Source organism: Corynebacterium poyangense, from assembly GCF_014522205.1.
Taxonomy (GTDB): Bacteria; Actinomycetota; Actinomycetes; order Mycobacteriales; family Mycobacteriaceae; genus Corynebacterium; species Corynebacterium poyangense.
Genome location: NZ_CP046884.1, coordinates 39,168 through 59,347, shown reverse-complemented (window position 1 = coordinate 59,347; position 20,180 = coordinate 39,168). Strand labels below are relative to the sequence as shown.

General features: G+C 49.1%; 16 protein-coding genes and 1 tRNA gene. 5 read left to right on the top strand and 12 right to left on the bottom strand.

Annotated elements, in window-relative coordinates; all coding sequences use genetic code 11:
- Nucleotides 1-11 precede the first annotated feature (11 nt).
- From GP475_RS00270 to GP475_RS00255, 4 genes are all read right to left on the bottom strand, one after another.
- The gene (locus GP475_RS00270) at nt 12-323 is read right to left on the bottom strand and encodes a DUF2853 family protein (protein WP_187974689.1); all 312 of its coding nucleotides are present in this window, start codon (nt 321-323) and stop codon (nt 12-14) included.
- A 197-nt stretch (nt 324-520) separates the two neighbouring features.
- Nucleotides 521-3,841 (bottom strand): UvrD-helicase domain-containing protein, encoded by a 3,321-nt coding sequence (locus tag GP475_RS00265; protein ID WP_187974688.1) that lies wholly within the window; start codon nt 3,839-3,841, stop codon nt 521-523.
- A complete protein-coding gene (locus GP475_RS00260; RefSeq protein ID WP_262485203.1) occupies nt 3,834-4,820 on the bottom strand; it encodes a PD-(D/E)XK nuclease family protein in 987 nt (328 codons plus the stop codon). Before GP475_RS00260 ends, GP475_RS00265 begins: the two co-directional genes overlap by 8 nt.
- Nucleotides 4,739-6,478, bottom strand: coding sequence for a hypothetical protein (locus tag GP475_RS00255; protein WP_187974686.1), 1,740 nt, complete (start codon nt 6,476-6,478; stop codon nt 4,739-4,741). Before GP475_RS00255 ends, GP475_RS00260 begins: the two co-directional genes overlap by 82 nt.
- A gap of 99 nt (nt 6,479-6,577) precedes the next feature.
- On the opposite strand from GP475_RS00255, the gene GP475_RS00250 reads away from it, so the two are divergent.
- On the top strand, nt 6,578-6,862 hold the full coding sequence (locus GP475_RS00250; protein ID WP_223144671.1) for a putative quinol monooxygenase: 285 nt from the start codon (nt 6,578-6,580) through the stop codon (nt 6,860-6,862).
- 206 nt (nt 6,863-7,068) lie between these two features.
- Here the strand turns inward: GP475_RS00250 and GP475_RS00245 are convergent, their stop codons facing one another.
- The 8 genes from GP475_RS00245 to GP475_RS00210 all read right to left on the bottom strand — a co-directional run bounded on the left by GP475_RS00245 (nt 7,069) and on the right by GP475_RS00210 (nt 15,720).
- A complete protein-coding gene (locus tag GP475_RS00245) occupies nt 7,069-8,199 on the bottom strand; it encodes an alpha/beta hydrolase family protein (protein WP_187974685.1) in 1,131 nt (376 codons plus the stop codon).
- A gap of 23 nt (nt 8,200-8,222) precedes the next feature.
- The gene (locus GP475_RS00240) at nt 8,223-8,495 is read right to left on the bottom strand and encodes a hypothetical protein (protein ID WP_187974684.1); all 273 of its coding nucleotides are present in this window, start codon (nt 8,493-8,495) and stop codon (nt 8,223-8,225) included.
- A 29-nt stretch (nt 8,496-8,524) separates the two neighbouring features.
- On the bottom strand, nt 8,525-10,105 hold the full coding sequence (locus GP475_RS00235) for a glycerol-3-phosphate dehydrogenase/oxidase (RefSeq protein ID WP_223144670.1): 1,581 nt from the start codon (nt 10,103-10,105) through the stop codon (nt 8,525-8,527).
- Nucleotides 10,098-10,748, bottom strand: coding sequence for a TetR/AcrR family transcriptional regulator (locus tag GP475_RS00230; RefSeq protein ID WP_187974683.1), 651 nt, complete (start codon nt 10,746-10,748; stop codon nt 10,098-10,100). Before GP475_RS00230 ends, GP475_RS00235 begins: the two co-directional genes overlap by 8 nt.
- On the bottom strand, nt 10,741-12,666 hold the full coding sequence (locus tag GP475_RS00225) for a YhgE/Pip family protein (RefSeq protein WP_187974682.1): 1,926 nt from the start codon (nt 12,664-12,666) through the stop codon (nt 10,741-10,743). The genes GP475_RS00230 and GP475_RS00225 overlap by 8 nt, the downstream gene beginning before the upstream one ends.
- Before the next feature lie 24 nt (nt 12,667-12,690).
- Nucleotides 12,691-13,629 (bottom strand): diacylglycerol kinase, encoded by a 939-nt coding sequence (locus GP475_RS00220; protein ID WP_187974681.1) that lies wholly within the window; start codon nt 13,627-13,629, stop codon nt 12,691-12,693.
- Between the two features lie 19 nt (nt 13,630-13,648).
- Complete coding sequence (locus GP475_RS00215; RefSeq protein WP_262485201.1) at nt 13,649-15,277, bottom strand: FAD-binding oxidoreductase; 1,629 nt, start codon at nt 15,275-15,277, stop codon at nt 13,649-13,651.
- 357 nt (nt 15,278-15,634) lie between these two features.
- Nucleotides 15,635-15,720, bottom strand: a tRNA-Leu gene (locus GP475_RS00210).
- Between the two features lie 262 nt (nt 15,721-15,982).
- On the opposite strand from GP475_RS00210, the gene GP475_RS00205 reads away from it, so the two are divergent.
- Genes GP475_RS00205 through GP475_RS00190 form a run of 4 tightly spaced genes read left to right on the top strand, consistent with a single transcriptional unit; the run spans nt 15,983 to nt 20,180 of the window.
- Complete coding sequence (locus GP475_RS00205) at nt 15,983-16,882, top strand: DUF3662 and FHA domain-containing protein (RefSeq protein ID WP_262485200.1); 900 nt, start codon at nt 15,983-15,985, stop codon at nt 16,880-16,882.
- A 42-nt stretch (nt 16,883-16,924) separates the two neighbouring features.
- Nucleotides 16,925-17,395, top strand: a complete 471-nt coding sequence (locus GP475_RS00200; protein WP_187974679.1) for an FHA domain-containing protein FhaB/FipA — start codon at nt 16,925-16,927, stop codon at nt 17,393-17,395.
- On the top strand, nt 17,392-18,852 hold the full coding sequence (locus GP475_RS00195) for a PP2C family protein-serine/threonine phosphatase (RefSeq protein ID WP_187974678.1): 1,461 nt from the start codon (nt 17,392-17,394) through the stop codon (nt 18,850-18,852). The genes GP475_RS00200 and GP475_RS00195 overlap by 4 nt, the downstream gene beginning before the upstream one ends.
- Nucleotides 18,852-20,180, top strand: a complete 1,329-nt coding sequence (locus GP475_RS00190) for an FtsW/RodA/SpoVE family cell cycle protein (protein ID WP_187974677.1) — start codon at nt 18,852-18,854, stop codon at nt 20,178-20,180. The genes GP475_RS00195 and GP475_RS00190 overlap by 1 nt, the downstream gene beginning before the upstream one ends.

The following is a 20,180-nucleotide window of genomic DNA, read 5'->3' as shown; positions in this document are numbered from 1 at the left end:
TTCGGGGGTATCTAGGACTTAAATACCCCTAGCTTGCCGTATTTTTCAGCCAGCAGGTAATAAACCGCCAAGCGTGGCTTTTGGCCGGAAATCTTCTTGCCCACTTCCTGAATGGCAGCGTCAATAGACTCATCAGAATCGGTGACACCTAGTTTGCCTTTCACAAAGCTTTCTCGAACTGTCTTCAGTTCCTCATCATCGCTATAAGAAACCAGGCGAGCGTCAGCGTGAGTTAATGCCAGCCGGTAGGTTTTCTCCATTGCCGCAACCACGGCTTCATCTGCGTCGGGAGCATATTTACGGACAGTTTCCAGAGCGCTCATAGCAGTGTTCCTATCTGTGTAGAGGATTTCACAAAGCATCCTCCTCAATGTGTTGGACGTTCCTAACCCTACTCCTTTGCCACCTGGGAGGAAGGGCCAAAGAAAATATTGAGAGGGAAGATACAGAAAATTCCCGAGTCCCTTTAAGGATTAGTCCTTATATCTTCCCTCAAGGCAGCTAAAACGCCAGCTAAACCCTATCCCTTAAGACTGAGCATTGTCCCTATGAGGGGCAGATGAATCATGATCTCTTCGGGACGTCGCTGATGCACCGCCTCGATAGCGTCGGCATAGCTCAGTAGCTGTCCGGCAAATTTACGACGCACATGGTCCTCAGCATTGTCCCCGGCATAGGTTTTGTGATCCACCACAGCCAAAGAACCGTCTGGTTGCTCAATCAGCAGATCTATCCACCCTTGGGCTACCTGCCCTTCCTCGGTACGGATGCGCACCGGAACTTCTGTTATTATCCGCGCATCTGGATACTCGGTAGCTAACCATTGACTAAACCGGTTTCCGATGCTCACCAACTGCTCCGCACTGAGGTGGTGCGCAACTTTCCACCGATCCACAATCTCGGAAGCTAAAGCTTCCTGCTGAGCATGAGAAAGCGCAGCAAAGGGGGTAGCCAGGTAACTATGCACAGCCTCTCCCAGCCAATCAGCTCGAACCTTGCCGCCCGCAGTTGGGATAGGTTCACCAAGGCTGGCTTTGGTGCGCACCTCAACCTCAGCTAGCTGTTCGGCTTCCAAGGTGATCCGCGACGGCTGGAACCGCGAATAGATGGGATTATCTGGACGCTGCGGTTCCTCTCGCCACGCTGGTAGCGGTGATGGTGCGGGTAGCACCGCATCGGGTTTTTCTTCATCCTCCGAACTACACACCCGCTTGTGAACGGGAACAATATCCAACCCAAATTTTTGACTACTAAGCTTCAGAAAGTCTGGCCCAAACTCAACTTCTACTCTCGGGGTGGTCAACGCCTCGCCATCAGCGCTCGTACACAAGATGGTGCACGTCTTCGACCTCGTCAGCGCCACGTACCTTATCCGGTCCTCCTCATCCTGGTCTGCCTGACGTCGGGCAAAATTCTCTGGATGAAGCTCTGGATCCCAGAGTTGTTCATAGTAAAAGGCGCCGACATCCACACCCTTGCCGGATTGTTCCACGTTCTTCTGAATCAGCGGGGTTGCTGGGAGGAATCGAATTTCACGGCCATGAAGCGGGTGGTCAAAATCAAAGCTCTGGGCTGGCTCTAGCCACACCGAGTTGAGGTAGCGTTTCCCGCTGTTCTTCAAGACCGTAATCACGGTATTCCATTCCAAGCCCTTGGCTTTGTGCATGGTGCTCACCACGATGTTCCCAGGTCCTCGGGCGGGTTTCGCGGTCGGAAAATTCCCTGACTCAGTAATATCGCTGACAAATCCTGAAGCCGTAGCGGGAAGGCCTTGACTGCTGTGCCGATCCTCCCACTGTTCTGCGGCCTCCACACATCCCAACAGTGCACCGTAGCGACTCTCGGGGTTGCTCAATGTGCTCAGATATCCCCGCAGGTCAAGAGCATCAATGACCTGTTGTACCGCTTGTTTCGGAGATAAGCGAGCACTATTATCCGCCACGTCGCTCAAAGTGCTGAAACACGGATCCTGCGCCCACTCCCGCAATAAGGCTCGACGCTCAGCTTTGTCTGCGACATCAGCCAATGCACTAAACCAGGACCGGTGGGCGGGATGTTGCGGCCACAAGGTAATGATCTCCATCAGCGCCGCCGTGTCGTGCTGGTCCACGACCCACCGAAGTCCGGCCAGAAGCAGCAGCACTTCCAAGTTCTCTTCCACTGGCATATCCGGACCCGTGGCCGGGATACCCTGCCTCTTTAATTCTTGAAGAATCTCAACACCGGTGTCACCTTGCCGAGTCAGCACCGCAATGCTGCCTTCTTCTCCCTCTTTACGCAGCTGGGAGATCCCTTCGGCAACAATTCCAGGAATATCTCCGACTTTGGTGAATTCCCAGAACTCTAGTCTCCCCGATTCCTCAATATCTGGGTTCTGTTCTTTCCGTTGCTCAGGGATATTAAGAATGACATTTTCGGTATTATCAAATACCCGTTTAAAGTACTCATTACTAAAACGCAGCGGCACCCCGTCCGTGCGCCAGGAATCACTCAAAATATTGCGGCTCACCTGCGTGTGGTCTAATCGACTATTAATTGTCCGTGCCGCTTCATTCATCAACACCGGATCCGACCCACGGAAACCATAAATAGATTGCTTGGTATCCCCAACCCAAATAACCTGATCCACTAGCTTTCCAATTTCCAGGAACAAAGCCAGTTGCATGGGGTTGGTGTCCTGGAACTCATCCACGACAAGAATGTCATAGGATTCTTGAATCCAGTCCCTGACCTCTGGTTTTTCCAGCAACAAATCTAAGGTCCGAGCTTCTTGATCCGTAAAGTCAATCAACCCCGCCGCACTCTTCGCCGCTTCATAAGCCTCAAGGCAGCTAAACGCCGTCTCAAAAGTAAGAGCAATGATCTCTTTCATATCAGAGATAAACTCCGCCGTACCTAGATAAGGCGAGGCCACCTTCACATTGTGATTAGCCTCAAAATCACTAGGCGCAAAATGCTCCCGAATAATTTTCTGCACCGGAGCACCCATGGTCTTCTTAGCCCCAGGCAACTGAGAGACCTTAATCTGCTGAATATTCAGTAATTCCGGCCAACTATATTTCTCTCGCGGCTTATCCCGCAGATTCTCAATAACCCGCCGATAGGCTTTTTCATCACTTAAAACAACAGCAGCAGTTCTCTTATTCAGAGTTCCGTTTTCTGCTTGAACCAGAACATCCTCATAAGCCTGCGCCAGCTGCTCATCAATATCCCGACTAGTACCCCACTGCTCCCGCCGAGCCGTAGGGATAGCAAGTTTCAGTGCATCCTCCACCAACTGTTGGGATTTTTCAATGAGCTTGTCCTTAGACTCACCAGAGATACGATTAGCCCGCAGCAAACTAATCATATCCTCAATAACAGCATTCCAGTCATGAGCCACTGTCTTCGTATATCGGCTATTACTCACGTCAATGCCATAGCCACAACGCCGCAATAACGGACGATGATCTTGCATCGCCTGAGCAATAATCCCGGCACATGCTGCGTGGAATAAGGTGCTTTCGCTGACCTCATCAAGAACAGCTATGTCTGGCGATATTCCAGAATCCAGGGCAAACCGACGCACAATAGTGTCAGTAATGGAATTCACTGTCCCCATTAACGCCGCTGGAAGTTGTCGGGCTTGCGTATCAAAGCCGTCGCTCAGAAGTCGCTCTCCAATGCGTCGTTCCAGGTCTGCTGCCGCCGCCTTAGTAAAGGTCGTAGCAATAACTCGTGAGGGGTCAACGCCTTGAGATATTAGACGAGAAAGCTCCGTGGTAATAGCGTAGGTTTTCCCTGATCCAGCGCTTGCTTCAATAATTGTGTAGTGAGAAAAATCGCTTGTTTCTTTAGACATCGTATTCCCCCTTTAAGCCGGTGAGGACATCATAATGGCGGTATTGTCCGCCTTCTGGAATAAAACCGCCGTGTTCAATTTCCACGTCACGTTCCGAGTTGCAGATCTTCTTCATTGCATTGACGTCCAATGATTCCCCAGATTCTCTATGGTCAACCAACTGCTGGTAAAGCTGATCCTCAAACTTTCCACGACGCAGCATCTCAAGACGCTTCCCCAACGTCACTAGAGCCCGTTCCCACAACCGATCATTGGAGTCATTGTTCTCCGGGCAAAGAAGTTCCTTTTGCCTGAAAATCCAAAACCCGGTGCGTCGAATTTCCTTATCTATGGGGAAATTCCTGGCATATACCGCCAATTGAAGAGCAGAGTGGACATCTGCATCAGCTAGATTTTCCACCATCTCCGGATAGCGCCTAGCGCTGGTGGTGTATTTCGTATCAAAAATGCCGAGTTCTCCGTCGGGATATTCGGCGAGGACGTCAACGAAGCCGTTGATTCTGTCAATCACCCAGTGATCAGGCAATTCTTCCCCGGTTTCTGGATCACGAAGCGGCACCGTTAATGGCTTTGCTTTATCTTCCTGGTACAGCGGATATTCTGCCGCAACAGGCACCGCATTCTCTTTCTTCAGAGTTTCGAAGAACTGGAAGATGGATTCCACGCAGAGTTGCTTAATCTCTGCTTTGCGTGCTTCAGACTCCCGAGTCCCCAGGCTAAACGCCACCTCTGTTTGAGCCTGGTCAAAGAACTCGCCTAAATCCTCTGCGGTGTAACGCTTTGTTGTTATGGCCAACTCCACCACGCGCTGTAAGAGAGTACCAATCATGGCGTTACCGCTGGCTAGGTGATCTCTCACCCCTGTCTCAATCCCCATCGCCTTTTCAATGACCCACTCTATAGGTGCTGCCAATAGGGTACTGAGCTGAGAATATGACAAATTCTCCGGCAGAAGTTGAGTCCCCGGCTGGAATTCCACCCCCCCCGCAGATCAGGGGTTCGGGGAGCGTGAGCCCCAGGAACAACGGACAAAGAATCAGCTAGTACTTCTTCTGCGCTCACCCGCCGAGGTTCCGGAAGTCCTCGCCGACGGATTAACGCTGATAGCTGGTCAAGCAAGGGGTGCTCAACTACTAGTTCCTCCCCTGCTAACCGCTGGGGACACACGGCAATAACCCGGCGCGCCTGCGCCAAAGCCGCAAGACGGGTAGCACCCTGCAACTCAGAGAATACCTTTGCACTTAACACCACCGGGATGGATCCAGCACCTGCAATCTCCTGAATCAACGCCAGTTCAGACTGGCTGAAAGTATCTGCCGCCGCAGTTTTCTCGGCGGTGGCTCGCCACCACAACACCTGAGATCCCGGAATGATATGTGCCGGATCATAAATCACATCGAGGTTGGGATTAGCCAGGGCCAGGGAAACTGGGCTGGGGGTATTTCCCCCTACCTCAGCGAGCAGCTGGTGAATTTCACGATCCGAAATACCGCTGGAGTAATCCTCGCGAAGAACAGTGGCTAGGGATGTTACAGCTGCCCGATCTGCAGAAAAGGCCTGGCCATTTAGCTGCTCAGCGAAGGCGTCGCAGGCTGTGGCCAGAGCCTCAGCATCGTAGAGATCCTCCGAACTCACCAAGCGTAACGGGGAATCCCAAATATATGTGCTGAAGAAGGCAACGGCCTGAGCATAATCCTCATTGTCTGCCAATTCTTCCAGTGCTCGATGCCACTCAGCACCGCAACCGTAGTTTCGCATGAGCGCTCGCACTAGGAATTTATTAATGCTGTCTGGCCATATCCGCTGACCGGCTACCCGGAGAGTTAAGAGATCCACCAGGGCTGGAACTGGATCATCCGCCGTTACGAGTTGTACAAAGGATCCCAAAACTTGGTCACCGCCGGGGCAATACTCACCCACCCCAATACTCGGCAATCCTGCGCGACGCAATTCGGCGTCGAGCGTATCTGTAGGCCCTCCAACCAATAGCTGGAGGGGTTCTTCTGTCCCCTTGATTTCTCCGACGACTACATCAGCTACTGCGTATTCATGGTCCCCGCTGATAATCTCTAGCTCCGGGAGATCACTAATAGTCTTCAGCTCGACGCAGTCTTCATGAGCCCCTAACTGCTGCAAAATTTTTTGCCAAATCCACGGCATACTGGAAATCGGTTCTAAACTGATAACATCTTCTATCCCCAGCGGCCAGTGCTGCTCTAGTCGCTGGCTCAGCGTCTGGGCAACGTCGGACAAAAGATCCGACTCCCCAGGAAGAAGTTTCTGATGAAGCTCCACGTGGTGTAGGAGCTGAAGGCGCTGAGAGCCTTCAGCTAAGCGAGGATCCTTAAGATCTAGCCCCGCCGCAACCAGTTCATCACGCCAATCTAGCAGCTGAGACGCCACCCCATAGGGATCTACGCTAAAGGATTGATAGGCCCACATCCCCGGTCGGAGAATATCTTTAAGGGACTTTTCCATGGCAATAGTCCGGTCCAAGGGCGTACTGACCGGCCTTCGAATTCCTAGACGTGTTGACAAAACATCAGTCATTGCTTTCGGTCCAGCTACGATGCTTCCCAAGGATCCTTGAGAGCTCCATGCCGCACCATCTAGTCCTAATCCGAATTTAATCTTCACACTTTCTATTTTGCCCGAACTCGTCAATGAATGGACGGAATATTCTCCGTTCTCGGGATAAGCCCATCTACAAAGTATCAATCAATGTAAAATAGCAACGTGACTAGAAAATCCATAATTCTGACTGGATATTTGCGATGTAAAAATTCTGACGAAACAGAGTTGATTCTTAAATACTTGCCTGGCCATATAATCGCTTCTCGACAAGAACCTGGCTGCTTAAAGTTCATAGTTCGTGAACTTTCTGATGGACTGACCTGGGAAGTCTCGGAGCAGTTCGTTGATCAGAAATCATTTAAGAAACATCAAGAAAGAACAAAAAACAGTGAATGGGGGAGAAAAACTGCACATATTCTTCGAGACTACACAATGTATGAAAAATAGTAATCTATTTATTTTTAATAAGGTTTAATTTTGCAATATTTAAAATACGTAGATTCCTACAACACTGCTGCCTCAGGCAAGATAATATCGTCGTTAAAATGCGAAAAGATAGAGAATATACTCAATATAATTTTTTATATAAAATTTTCTCTATCTTATTTCTTATCGAAGGGGTAGATCTACCGAATATTAAAGATAAATTACCTTTAGTATTTTTCTACTCCAATTAGCTCGGGGTCTTTCGCGAGACGATAATCAGATCCTTCAAATATGCTAGTAGATTCAGGATCTCCCACATTGACGTAGTTAGAGAATGCAACTACTAAAGAATCATAGATAGACTTTCCAGGAGAGTCCAAATAGACGCCATGTTCAGCACCTCGAACTACTGCCCACCATTTCGGACCGACGGCTTTATCAAAGGCAATGCGGGATAAGGGATGAGGAACCAAGGTTTCATGTTCAGCTGGCAGCACCAGTGTAGGAACTGCAGAAGGCGGCGAGGCCAAGGAAAAATCTGCAGGGCCTGGATTAATACCAATTACTCCTCGAATCTGGGCATCTTCACGCCCAATTTGGTGCAGAAAATCACCCATTAGCCCAGACATCCTCAGAGCCGATCCGCCGCCTGCAGAATGACCTACCAAAACTACCCTTGAAAAATCTACGTGGTTATATATAGGGCTTTCCAAATCCTGGTCAGCTAAATGAGCTGCAGCTGCCGCAAGTGACATTTGCGCCCCAAACCAATTAAGGAGGGAATAACCAAGAGCTACAACATACCCGTGGGAAGCATAGAATTCCGCATGTCGTTGCATAAATCCTGGTTCGACCCCAATTCCAGGACTCAATATTATCACCGGAACTCTAGTTCCGGGCTGGAGATCAGTGGGGTATATAAATTGGTAGCCTAGAGCAGGAAGATTTCCCTCAGGGGCTGTTCGATAACACTCCGCTGGATCATTAACTGCATGGTTAAAACGCAGCACCTCGTTGTAAAAACGATAAAAGGGACCGCAACCCTGGGTTACCGCAGTACTGGCTACCTGATGCTTGCCGGGTTGACCAAAGGTTTTACGGATAGGGCCGGGTTCACTATTGAACGGGGCAGTCACCCGAAAACCGGTAGTACCTAATTCGGTGGAAATACCGGAAACTTGTGGGCTTAGACGTGGCGTAATGTCTTCTTGAACACTGGGTATGCTTGCCAAATAATCATCGAGTGAGATCAGCGGGCTGGATAATTCCACACTTTTCGCGGTAGGGGTAAACAAACAAAAAATGGATGTTAATGTTACGGCCGAGGCAAAGAACTTCAAAAATCGGGTATTATTCATGATAATTGCCTTCTTCTGCAAGATTAAATAGTTCCTGGGATTCGAGCCGCTCGGTTAGCCAAGGCAATGCCATTGAGGCGATCCTCAGGAGGAACTTGTTGGGGTATCCCCGCAGCCTTGGCAGCAACGTCTAGCCCTGTTCTTCTCTCTTCAACTGAAATATTTTGATGCGAATGATGCTTGTGTGATTTTGATGATGTCAATCTACGCATCAAATTTGCTGTAGTAACAGGATGGTTGACCTGGGCCCATACTCCTAGTTTCCCTATCACTGCTCTAACTTCAGGAGAACTCATTTCTCTTCCTCTCTACATCAAAACCAGAGTCACATTTGCTGCATAACTTCGTTGAATATTTCTGAGATCTCTTCTTCAACTTGCACGCGATCTTCTGCCACCAAACCAATCCGCGTTCTTCGATCAAGGATGTCATCTACCGTTAACGCACCCTCATGGGTAATAGCAAAGCTAATCTCCGCTCTTGTAACATCTGGTACACCATCTAATAAATCGCACGGTCGCTTTATCTTTGCTACTGAAACCACTGCGGGTGCTTCATTACCGAAACGTCGAACAATGCAAGTGGGTAATCCAGAAAGTTGCTCTTTCTGGACATGTTCGTAGAGTGGGTGGTTAGGAGCACCAACCAATGGAAGGTTCCTTGTCCTACAAGAACTAGCCTGAAGTCCTCGTGATTTAACCGCACGATCTACCACTTCTTCAGCCATTAGCCGATATTCGGTAAATTTGCCACCAGTTATTGAAATCAACCCATCTTTGGCCTCAAGAATCGCATGCCGTCGTGATAGATCAGCAGTACTGCCCCCACCGTTAGCACTTTCGATTAAGGGTCTTAGCCCAGTAAACGCAGCTTTTACGTCTTTGCGCTCGATCTTTACTTCGAGAGCTCGGTTTATCCCGCGGATAAGGAAATCAATATCTTCCTCTGGGGTAGGCGGAACATCGGGTATTTCCCCTGGGTTGTCTTCGTCAGTCAATCCTAAATAACAACGACCATGTTGTTCCGGAAGGACAAAGAGATATCGTGAAATAGAACCTTCAAGAGGTACCGTCATTGCGCCAACTGGATTACCAAATAATGTCGCATCAAAAACTAGATGAGTTCCCCGAGCTGGGCGCACTTTAATCGTTGAATCTAAACTCTGCGCCCAAACTCCTATAGCACTAATCACTGACCGAGCACGGACCACGAACTCCACATTCTTTATCCGATCGCGTACTTTAACACAATCACCAGTTGCCTCGACTACTTCACAATAAGTCAAGATTGACGCACCTTTTTCGGCCGCCGTCCGAGCTACCGCAGTAACCAATCGAGCATCATCCACCATTTGACCGTCAAAATTAACCCAAGCTCCTCGAAGACGATTCCGTAGGATTTGAGGACACAACTCCAGAGCGTGTCTCGGAGAAACAAACTTTGACCTAGGCAGAGTAGATGACTTTGTACCCGCTGTAATTCTCAGCACATCTCCCGCGAGATATCCAGCTCTCACTGCTAACTTCTGCAGCAAATTGGTGTCAGCTGCTAATGCAGTTACCTGAGGTAGAGAAGACACCAGATGCGGAGCATTACGCTCCATGAGGATCCCTCTTTCGACTGCGGAATGATGCGCAATCGATACTTCCCCTTTTGCTAGATAACGCAAGCCCCCATGAGCCAATTTCGACGACCATCTAGAGGTGCCGAAAGCCAGATCATGCTTTTCGAACAATACAGTTTTGAGCCCCCTTGAGGCAGCATCTAAAGCCACGCCAACTCCTGTGATGCCCCCTCCGATTACTACTAAATCTACAATATCGTTATTTGAATCCGATAATTCAGAAATTTCTCTTTCTCGACGATTGCGATTCAAGGCGCTTTCTAGACTAATTGTCTCATACATTTGATAAATATCCTTTCAAAATTTTAGAAAGCTCAATTTTCCATGTAGTTCTTCCAGCTAGATGCGGTTCCAAAGCCGTCGACTGCAAAGCCACAGCTTGGGTAGTTGATAGAACAAAAGTGGCTAAGACTTCTGGATCATCTTTGCAGATTTTTTCCTGACTAATATTATTATCCTGTTGTAATTTCAGTATGATATTCTTAATAAATCTTATTAAAGTCAGCTGCGATCTGCCTAAGCGCGCGTACTGATAAGTGACAAGAGCCTCCGGATCATGAGAAACTATTGCTTTCAAAAACTTGCTTCCTATAGCCTTTTCCGCTACCTGAATTATTTGATTAATAAAATCCTCTAAAGTAGTCGGAATTGGGAAAACTGCATCTAGTAGTCCCACTATTTCATTGTTTAATAGTTGTCGGACAATGGCGTCCCGATTTTCATAGCGGGCATAAAGTGTCGGGCGGGAAATTCCCGCGTCCCGAGCAATAGCTGCCATTGAAGTTCCCTGAACCCCACGCTCAATTATCAGTCTTTTAGCAGAAGCCAAAATCGAAGATTCCACTTTGTCACAACCGTGGTTCCATTCGATATTGTCTTTAGCTACACCAGAAATTAAACCGATGGGATTAGAGGGACTAGACATAGTTATATCTCTCCTGAATTATATGATCTACATGATTTTCGGACTCCCACTTGTTATTTCTCATTGTTTTGACCATTCGGGCACAAATAGAAACACCAAGGAAGCATAGTGTACTAATAATAAGCACAAGTACTGCACGATAGAAAGTACCATCAAAATTAGAATCCACTGAACGCACATAAATATCTCGCGCGTAGCTCATCGGATGGAGGTAATGCAATGCTTTCAAAGGAGCAGGGGTTAACTGCGTGGGCCATACGCCGCCAAAACAAAAGACTCCGTAAGCAAAATATCCCAACGCTAGACTAGCGCCAACCAATTGACCAAAAACTATGCGTAACATCTGGAAACAAGCAGTACCATTTGAGGCTATCAAGATGATTGCAACGCCAAATCCCAACGGAGAATCAATACTGAAGCTTGCAGCGCTACCAGCCCATGTTAGTAAAGTCAGAATAGCGAGATTTACAGCTGCCAATAAGCCAAATCCGGCGAGAACAGGCCTGATAAACCCACGGTGCTTCCGACTTCCTAACAGATGTGGAGTTAGCATACTAGAAAGGGCCATGGCTAAAAAGCCGAAGACTAATATGAGAATCATAGTGACACCCTCAGACAAAACCTTCGACGTTGGGTTATTTAAATCTTGCAGAGTTTGTACCGGATGTCGGTAATCCTGGACGTAACCTACTGGGACCGCAATCTGGTGGGAAGAAGACTCTATATCCTCAATTTTAGGAGCTTGTTGCGCCCCCTCAGACAGTCCCTTTCTTAACTGGTTTGTTCCTTCTTTTAATTGCCGAGCACCATCATCAAGTAAAAACGAACCGTCTTTCATTTGGCTCATGCCATCATCTAACTGATTAGCACCATCCTTTAACTGACTAGTACCGTTTTTAAGCTGTAATACCCCAGATAAATACGGTGCCCTAGGATCATTTAGATTATAGCTCATTTCGGCGGTACCACTTTTTAGCTTTTGTAACTGGTTGGATAACGCATCTGGACTACTGTTATCAAGTGCTGAAATACTGTTCCGCAGTTCTTGCGCCTGGGAATGAAGACCCAAATTTTCTAATTGGTTAATAACGGGTGTTATACCAGATACAACAGAACCTACTTGTCGTAACAAAGGAATAAGAGTTCCTGTAAGTTGACCTACTCCTTCATCGATTTGAGATGCCCCTGTTCCAAGTTTGCCCGTACCATCCAGCAATTGAGACATCCCATCATCTAGTTGAACAGCGCCATTTAATAACTGCTCAGTTCCGTCTTTGAGCTGACGTGTGCCATCTACGCCCTGCGCTGTACCATCTTTTAACTGGCCCATCCCATCATCAAGTTGCTTCGCTCCTTCTGAAGCAGCATTTAACCCTGATCCAAGTTTATTCAGGCCATCCAGTATTTGTGCACCGTAGCCCTGAGAAATGCCCATTTGAATCCCTTGCTGGATTCCCGGAATTAACCCTGATGTTAATAATGGAGTATTTGTCCCGTAATGGTCATTATATGATATTATAACTTCAGGTTGCTTCGGATGTGAATTTACTACTGTGGCAATATCGGAGGAAAAATTCTTAGGTATAGATAGGACCGCCATATACTCACCTGTTCTTAACCCTTTATCGGCGTTTGATGAATTTTCCACGGTAAAATTGAGGTAATCAGTTTCCAACAGTCCTTTGACTACGTCCGCACCATAACTGACTTGTTTTCCGTCCTGCTGAGTACCGAGATCTTCATTAACCACCGCCAGTTTTACTTCTGAAAGGTAGTGAGAAGGATCCCACATCGACCACATCCATGCTGCTGCTACCAAAAGCGGCGCTACCAGTACTATTATGATGGAACTACGAATCCACAGCCGTCGACGTTGGATGGTTCTTTTAGTTGAGTGTAAATCTGATAAATTAGACATGTGCTTCTCCAAAAGGGGCTGTGGCTAAGGCCGAGGAACTATAAAACAGCCAGCCGCTGGTGCTATTTCGGCTGTGACCGGAGAGGAAAACATTCGATCTCCATCTGCATAAATATTTATTCCGGGCATATGTATTTCTACTTTCTTAGCCCGATGCAAAGTAGCTTCCGGAAAACCCTCAAATTCTCCTGTGAAGAATCTCCTCACGTTTCTGGCAGCTTTTCGACGATTTATTCGGTGAATAACAGTGACATCAAAGAGTCCATCATGGTGATCTGCGTGGGGACATGCCATCATGCCGCCACCGTAAGTAGTGGTGTTACCTATAGAACAAAGGGTTACATCATCATCGATGCATTCTTTGTCATCGAGATATATTTTGGCTGGGATAGCATGAAACTTGCTAAATTCCACGAGCATCGCAAGGTTATACCGTGCTTTCCCGTGCGGCCAGGCTAACGTATTGGCCCGATCGGAGACTAAAGAATCAAAGCCAGCACATGCGATAGTTCCGAAATATCGTTCTTTAGCATGGACATCGCGCAGTTTCCCTAAGTCGCAGGTGCTGGTAAACCCACGTACAACAGTAAGCGCTGCTCGTCTCGGATCCAGAGATATTCCGAGTGCTCGGGCGGTGTCATTGCCGGTACCTGAAGGAATTATTCCGATAGGTTTGTTTGAGTAGGAATGCGCTTGGAGCGCAAGGTTGATAAGTCCATCACCACCGCAAACTACAAGAGCATCAATATCTGGATCAGCAATCATCTCTTTGGCAAGCTGACGGGATGCAGCAGCCGAAGACCCCGATATACCGACGACATCTACACCTGTGCGGGTTAGTGTCTGCCTGGCTATTTCAGCTGCTCTAGATGCATTTCCCTTTCCAGCTTTGGGGTTGGTAAGCAAGGCCACACGAGAAATTTCTACAGTTCTGAGAGGATACGACTCCGAGTTTGCGAACATGGCGTATGTCCTTAATTACTTATATGAGTTTGGCAGGATTAAGAATTCCCACGGGATCAAGGTGGTTTTTGATAGCTCTCAAAAGCGAAATATTGGTGTCTCCGATTTCGTGGGGTAGGTACTCACGATGATCTGCCCCAACGGCGTGATGATGGCTGATGGTGCCACCATTGGCCACAATTGCTCTACATACCGCCTTTTTTGTATTCCACCATTGTTCTTCTGGATTATCTTCACTTTGCCCTGCGATAATTGTGAAATAAAGAGAACAACCCCCGTCATAGATATGTGATACGTGACACATAATCAATACCGGAGTACCCGTGTTAGCTAAACGGTCACCAATAGCTTTAGTTACTGCCTTTTTCAGAGAAATAACATTGCTCCAATCCGTGGCAGTTTCCAAAGTTTCGCATACAGCACCGTTATCCAATAGGCCATCCCGGAGAACTGGTGCTCCAAACCTTCCTTGTTCCCATTGTCTGACTGGATTTTCACCTAGTGATTTCCCGCCCAGAGAAAGCAAAAGGTTTCTTGTCTCCTCGTGGCGTGAGCTTGCATGTTCGGAAGTCCCTTCATACATTGTGAGACATAAACAACCCTTTTGTTTTGAGTCTGATTCCCCGATGGAATCTGTTGATGTGAGATTTACACTCGACTCCATCTCATCAGATAGACGGATAACTGTAGGGCCAGTTCCTGTTTGGACTGCCTGCCGGATAGCAGCAACACCAGAGTGGAAATCTTTAAAACTGAAAGCTTCGTATCGCTTGCATTCCGGAATTTTATGTACCTGAACTCGAACTTTAGTGATGATCCCGAATACCCCTTCCGAGCCCAGAAATAGACCGCGGAGATCGGGACCAGCAGCTGATTTTGGCGCATTATGCCCAACATGGTTAATCCCTTGTGGTGTCACAATTGTTAAGCCGCGAACCATTTCGTCGAACCTTCCATATCCTGCGGAAGACTGGCCGGAAGAACGAGTTGCGGCGTAACCCCCAATCGACGCGTAGGGAAAGGACTGTGGATAATGGCCCAATTGCATTCCGTAATTCTCTAAGAGGATCTCTGCATGAGGTCCAGAAAGACCTGCCCCCAAAGTTGCTTCCATTGAAAGAGAATCAACATCCTCGAGTTGATTGAATCTCAGCAGATCAAGTGAAATCAGGGCAGAAAATTTTCCCCGAAGTGGATTAACCCCTCCTACAACACTTGTCCCTCCGCCAAAAGGTACCACAGCAATTTTTTTCTTTGAACAGAGTTTTAGAATCTCCAACACTTCTTGCTCTGTTCCTGGTGCCACCACTGCATCAGGGGAATCGAGTTCTTTTCCGGAACGCATATCCAAAAGATCTGGATAAGACTTTCCTCTAGACCTCCGCAATCTATGCCGTTTTTCAGTAGTAACGAATTGATCTCCAACAATCTTCTTCAGATCAGCAAGATCGTCTGGATTAATCTGCGAAGGTTGAATTTGAATCTCATCCTCTAAGGGGTGCGCAACATTCTCTGCGGATGCGTTCAGAAGTTTTCCCAGTAGCTTCTTGATACTTGGAGATAGAGGCTTCGCTTCATCTGGGGTTCCCCATAATGTTGCAGTCATGGGCGGCAAAGGAATAGAAGTTTTTCTTGTATCAATAGCCATAACCCGAAATTAACATTTTTACATTTTCTGTAAAGGTGTTAACCTCATTCGGGTGTAAGATTTGGCTTTACAAGCCATTTAGGAATAGGTATCTAAACATTCCTCTAAGAAAGATCCCATCAGCCAGCCATAGGTATTACCTCATGTTTTAGGTCCCTGTAGCCAGAGTTGTCTCGATGCAAAGAGATAGTGGAAGCAAAACTGCTACTTTTCCACAACAGAGAAAAGAGGTCGAGCATACGACGATGTCGGCTAGTCACACCGTAGGGGCTTTCAATCCCCAATTACAGAAGCCTTAACAGCATCAAGTGAGAAAAAACCCGGAGCTGTGTTTACCTGAAGCTCCGGGGTGTTTTGTGGGCGAAGGGGGACTTGAACCCCCACGTCCGTAAAAGGACACTGGCACCTGAAGCCAGCGCGTCTGCCAATTCCGCCACTCGCCCGAGTGTCATTAAATCCAATACAGCCGCTGTGCGACTTGACTAAGATACCATGAGTCACCGCCAAATACCCAAATCTGCAGTTGACAATGGATTTCTCAAAGATCCAGAACACACTCAGATCATATTATTAAGGTAATTTGAACTAGGATCCTGTACCCTTAGCTGCCTATACTATTACTAGCGCATATCAGAGCTCTTTAATTTTCTGATGTGCGGGAATATATGGCTGTCGAGATTAGAGATTACTGTAAGGAGGTCAACGGTGTCTGTCCTAGGACGTTTCGCCAAAATTGACAGTGCCATGCAGCGTGGCCTCGATAATGGGTTCGCTTTCGTTTTTGGGGGACGCGTGGTTCCCGCTGAAATCGATGAACTTATTAAACAGGAACTTGAAGATAATTTGACCCGTTCTCCCCAAGGAACGATCACTGCACCGAATGTCATTCGCGTCAGTGTCAGCCCAAAAGATAGGGATAATCTTTCTTCTCACTATCCCAACCTCCCGGAGTCTTTCGCAGAACAGATGATGCGGTTGTGCCGGAACCGAGGCTGGATTTTAGAAGGCCCACCAACCGTCATTGTGGAAGCGGAGGAAGGAATGCGCACCGGACAGCTTCGCGCATCGTCGTCCATTTCCCCACACCCCGCAGAAAGTAGTGGCTTTGATTCCCGCCACCTTGAGCTAATACCTGAGGAAAGTGAGTCAATGCATCAGTCACGCCAGCAAGCGTCTCCCCCTTGGGAAACTGAGTATTTTCCGGCCGCCGGTGGTGGTTTCCCTGCCCCATCCACAGCTCAATCTCATCAACCCCATCACGAAGAAGACCAGGTTAACCAGCCGGTCCCGCCCAAGGAATCGGAGCTCACGGTAAGTCTATTGCTTCAAGACGGTTCCTCTCGGACCTACTTGGTCCATGAAGGTTCTAACACTATTGGCCGTTCCAATGATGTTGATTTTCGTCTCCCTGATACCGGGGTGTCCCGCCAACACGCCGAGATCACCTGGGATGGCAGAGACGCCGTACTCGTTGATTTGCAATCCACCAACGGAACCACGGTCAATGACACCCCGGTAGAGAATTGGCTCTTGGCTGATGGTGACATCATCACTCTGGGCCATTCACATATCGAAGTCCGCATAACCGGTAACCCCCAGAACTAAGAACCCAGCACCGGCCAGCTCGCCAAGGAGGTCCTGTCACCCATGGAATCACTCATCATGCTGATCATGAAGATCGGCCTTTTGGTGCTGTTGTGGTTCTTTGTTCTCATGGCGGTTCGTGCCATGAAACGGGATTCAGATAATGTTTCTGGATCACTGCCCGCCCAAGGCAACGGGTCTGTCGTTTCACATGGTGGAAGCAGTATACGTCGCACTCCCCCTGCCACCCGGCTACAAATTGTTGAAGGCCCGCTCCAAGGTTCTTATCTGGAGGTTGACCAAATCGATGACATCGTCATTGGCCGCGGGAAGGATTGCACTTTCCAAGTTGGGGATGACTATGCCTCCTCGCACCATGCCCGATTATTTAAGCGGGGCAATGATTGGTTCATTGAGGATCTCGCTTCTCGTAACGGCACCTATCTTGGTGGATACCGTATTGAGCAGCCGGAGCGCGTGGCTGTAGGGAGTGATATCAAAGTTGGTCGAACAACGGTGAGGTTGGTTCCGTGACGCTCTACTTTGACTATGCCGCCGCGTCCGACCGAGGCCTAGTACGCGGCAACAACGAAGACTCCGCCTACGCCGGAAACTATCTTTTGGCTCTTGCCGACGGCATGGGTGGCCATGCCGCCGGAGAAGTAGCTTCACAATTAATGATCCGGCACTTAGCCCAGCTTGATGCTGACCCAGAAGACTTAGACATGGCTGCGCTGCTCGGCAGCGTGGCAGAAGACGCCAATCAGGAAATTCGTAGCGAAGCGGCGCAGCATGTGGAATACACCGGGATGGGAACCACACTCACCGCGTTGCTCTTTAACGGCACCGAACTAGCCTTGTGCCATGTTGGTGATTCCCGTGGATACCGGCTCCGCGATGGCAAACTCACCCAGATAACAAAAGATGACACCTTTGTGCAGTCCCTGGTAGATCAGGGCAAACTCTCCCCGGAAGATGTCTCTACCCATCCTCGGCGCTCAGTGATTTTGAAGGCCTACACTGGCGAGCCGGTCGATCCTACCCTGGAAAGTTTCGACGCCCAACCGGGTGATCGCTGGCTTCTATGCTCGGACGGATTATCTGACCCAGTTACTCATTCCACTATTGAAAGCACCCTCAGCCAGGGCACTCCCGAAGAAGCAGCACGTCGCCTGGTGGATTTAGCGCTACGCTCAGGAGGACCGGATAATGTCACCGTTGTTATCGCTGACATTAAAGAGGGAGATGACAACTCCCGGGCGCAGTCAATAAAGAACGTCCCCCAAACCGTAGGCGCCTTAGCGGGGGAACCTGAAGAAGACAACTGGCCGGATTCTTCGGCTGGACGGGCGGCAGCTATTCAACGTCGCCCGGCTACTATTACCCCGGATGGTCGCAGTGTTCCCCAACCTTTAACCGGGCACTCCTCCGAAAATGACGAACCGCCACTCCCGGATGCTGCCCACGTTGAGGAAGATTCGTACTCACCGCGCAACACCAAAAGCCGATGGGTGTGGATGATTAGTGCACTGGTCGCCGTTATTGCACTGCTTCTTGGTGGGTGGGCGCTCAACAGCCGCCTAGATCGGAATTTCTATCTCAGCGTCACCGACCAGCAGGAACTACTTATTCAACAAGGTGCTAACTACACTATTTTCGGCCATGACCTCCACTCCCCTTACCAACTCGCCTGCATTGATGGCAGCGGTGACCTGCGGCTGCTCAGCCCAGAAGATGCTACCCAGGACAGGAGCTGCCAGGTTTTCAAGCTGAATGATCTACCAGAATCTGCGCGAGGCTCGGTGAGCTCTATGCCTAGCGGCTCCTATGACAGTGTCAAAGAAGATCTACAGCGCCTCGCAGCGGAGGCCCTTCCGGCCTGCGTTACCCGAGAAGGCAACAAGAATCAACAAGAAGATAAAGCTGGGGCCCGAACCACCCCTGGGGTGGATTGCCGTATAGTCCAAAACACCGAGGAGGCCAACCGCTAATGTCCGTCCTCAAACAGCTCACCGCTCGCCGCACTGAAATGGCGCTGCTGATTGTCGCTACGGTCTTTATTGCTATTACCCTAGTGAACTTGGAACTAAGCCAAGGAAATGCACTGAGCACTGAGATGCTGTGGGTTATTGGCGGGTTCATCGTAATCTTCACCCTCGCCCACCTCGCACTGTGTATTCTCGCGCCTCAAGCCGATCAAATCATGCTGCCGGTTACCTCCGTGCTCAACGGCTTAGGGCTAGTCATGATCTATCGCCTTGACCTCGCCACCGAAGCTGGTTTGGTTAATCGCCAGATTCTGTGGTCATTGGTGGGCATTGCCTTAATGATCACCGTGCTTGTGGTCCTCCCGGATTATCGAGTACTTACTCGCTATAGCTACTTACTGGGTTTGGTGGGGTTGGTTCTTCTTGCCTTGCCCCTAGCCTGGCCTACCGCGATTAACGCCGACGCCCGCATCTGGATCAACTTTGGCCCCTTCTCTGTCCAACCCGGAGAGTTTTCCAAGATCCTGCTGTTGCTCTTTTTTGCTCAACTCCTAGTCAACAAACGCGCCTTATTCACGGTTGCCGGCTATCGCTTCCTCGGCATGGACTTCCCCCGGCTCCGAGACCTGGCACCTGTTTTAGCGGTATGGGCCTTCGCCATGATCATCATGGCCGGCGCAAATGACTTTGGCCCGGCGCTGTTGTTATTCATTACCGTGCTGGGGATGGTTTACCTCGCCACTGGCCGGGCATCCTGGCTACTTATTGGCGTGGTACTCATCGCCATCGGCGCCGTAGGTTTGTACTTTATTTCCGATAAGATCCAAGAACGCGTCGCCTACTTCCTGGACCCCACCTCTGGATACCAGCTATCCATGGCACTTTTCGGCATGTCTTTCGGCGGAATCAGCGGCACCGGAATTGGCCAAGGCTACCCCTACTTGGTGCCAGTAGCCGAGTCTGACTACATCCTGGCCGCGATCGGTGAAGAGCTCGGATTTGTTGGGCTTACCGCTGTGCTCCTGCTATTCGCCGTCTTCATCACCCGCGGTTTCCGCACTGCCATGCAAGCTCGGGATTCTTATGGAACCCTATTAGCCGCTGGTTTATCGCTGACCATCGCCGTCCAAGTTTTTGTGGTGGGTGCCGGTATCACTGCTCTGCTACCCATGACTGGTCTTACCACCCCCTTTATGTCCCAGGGTGGTTCCTCCCTGATGGCGAACTACATTCTGCTTGGGTTGATCCTCCGGATTTCCCACATTGCTCGTTCGCCCCAAAAAGAACAACCCGTTGCTAGCTTGTCCGCTGCTCCTGCTGGGGGGAACTAA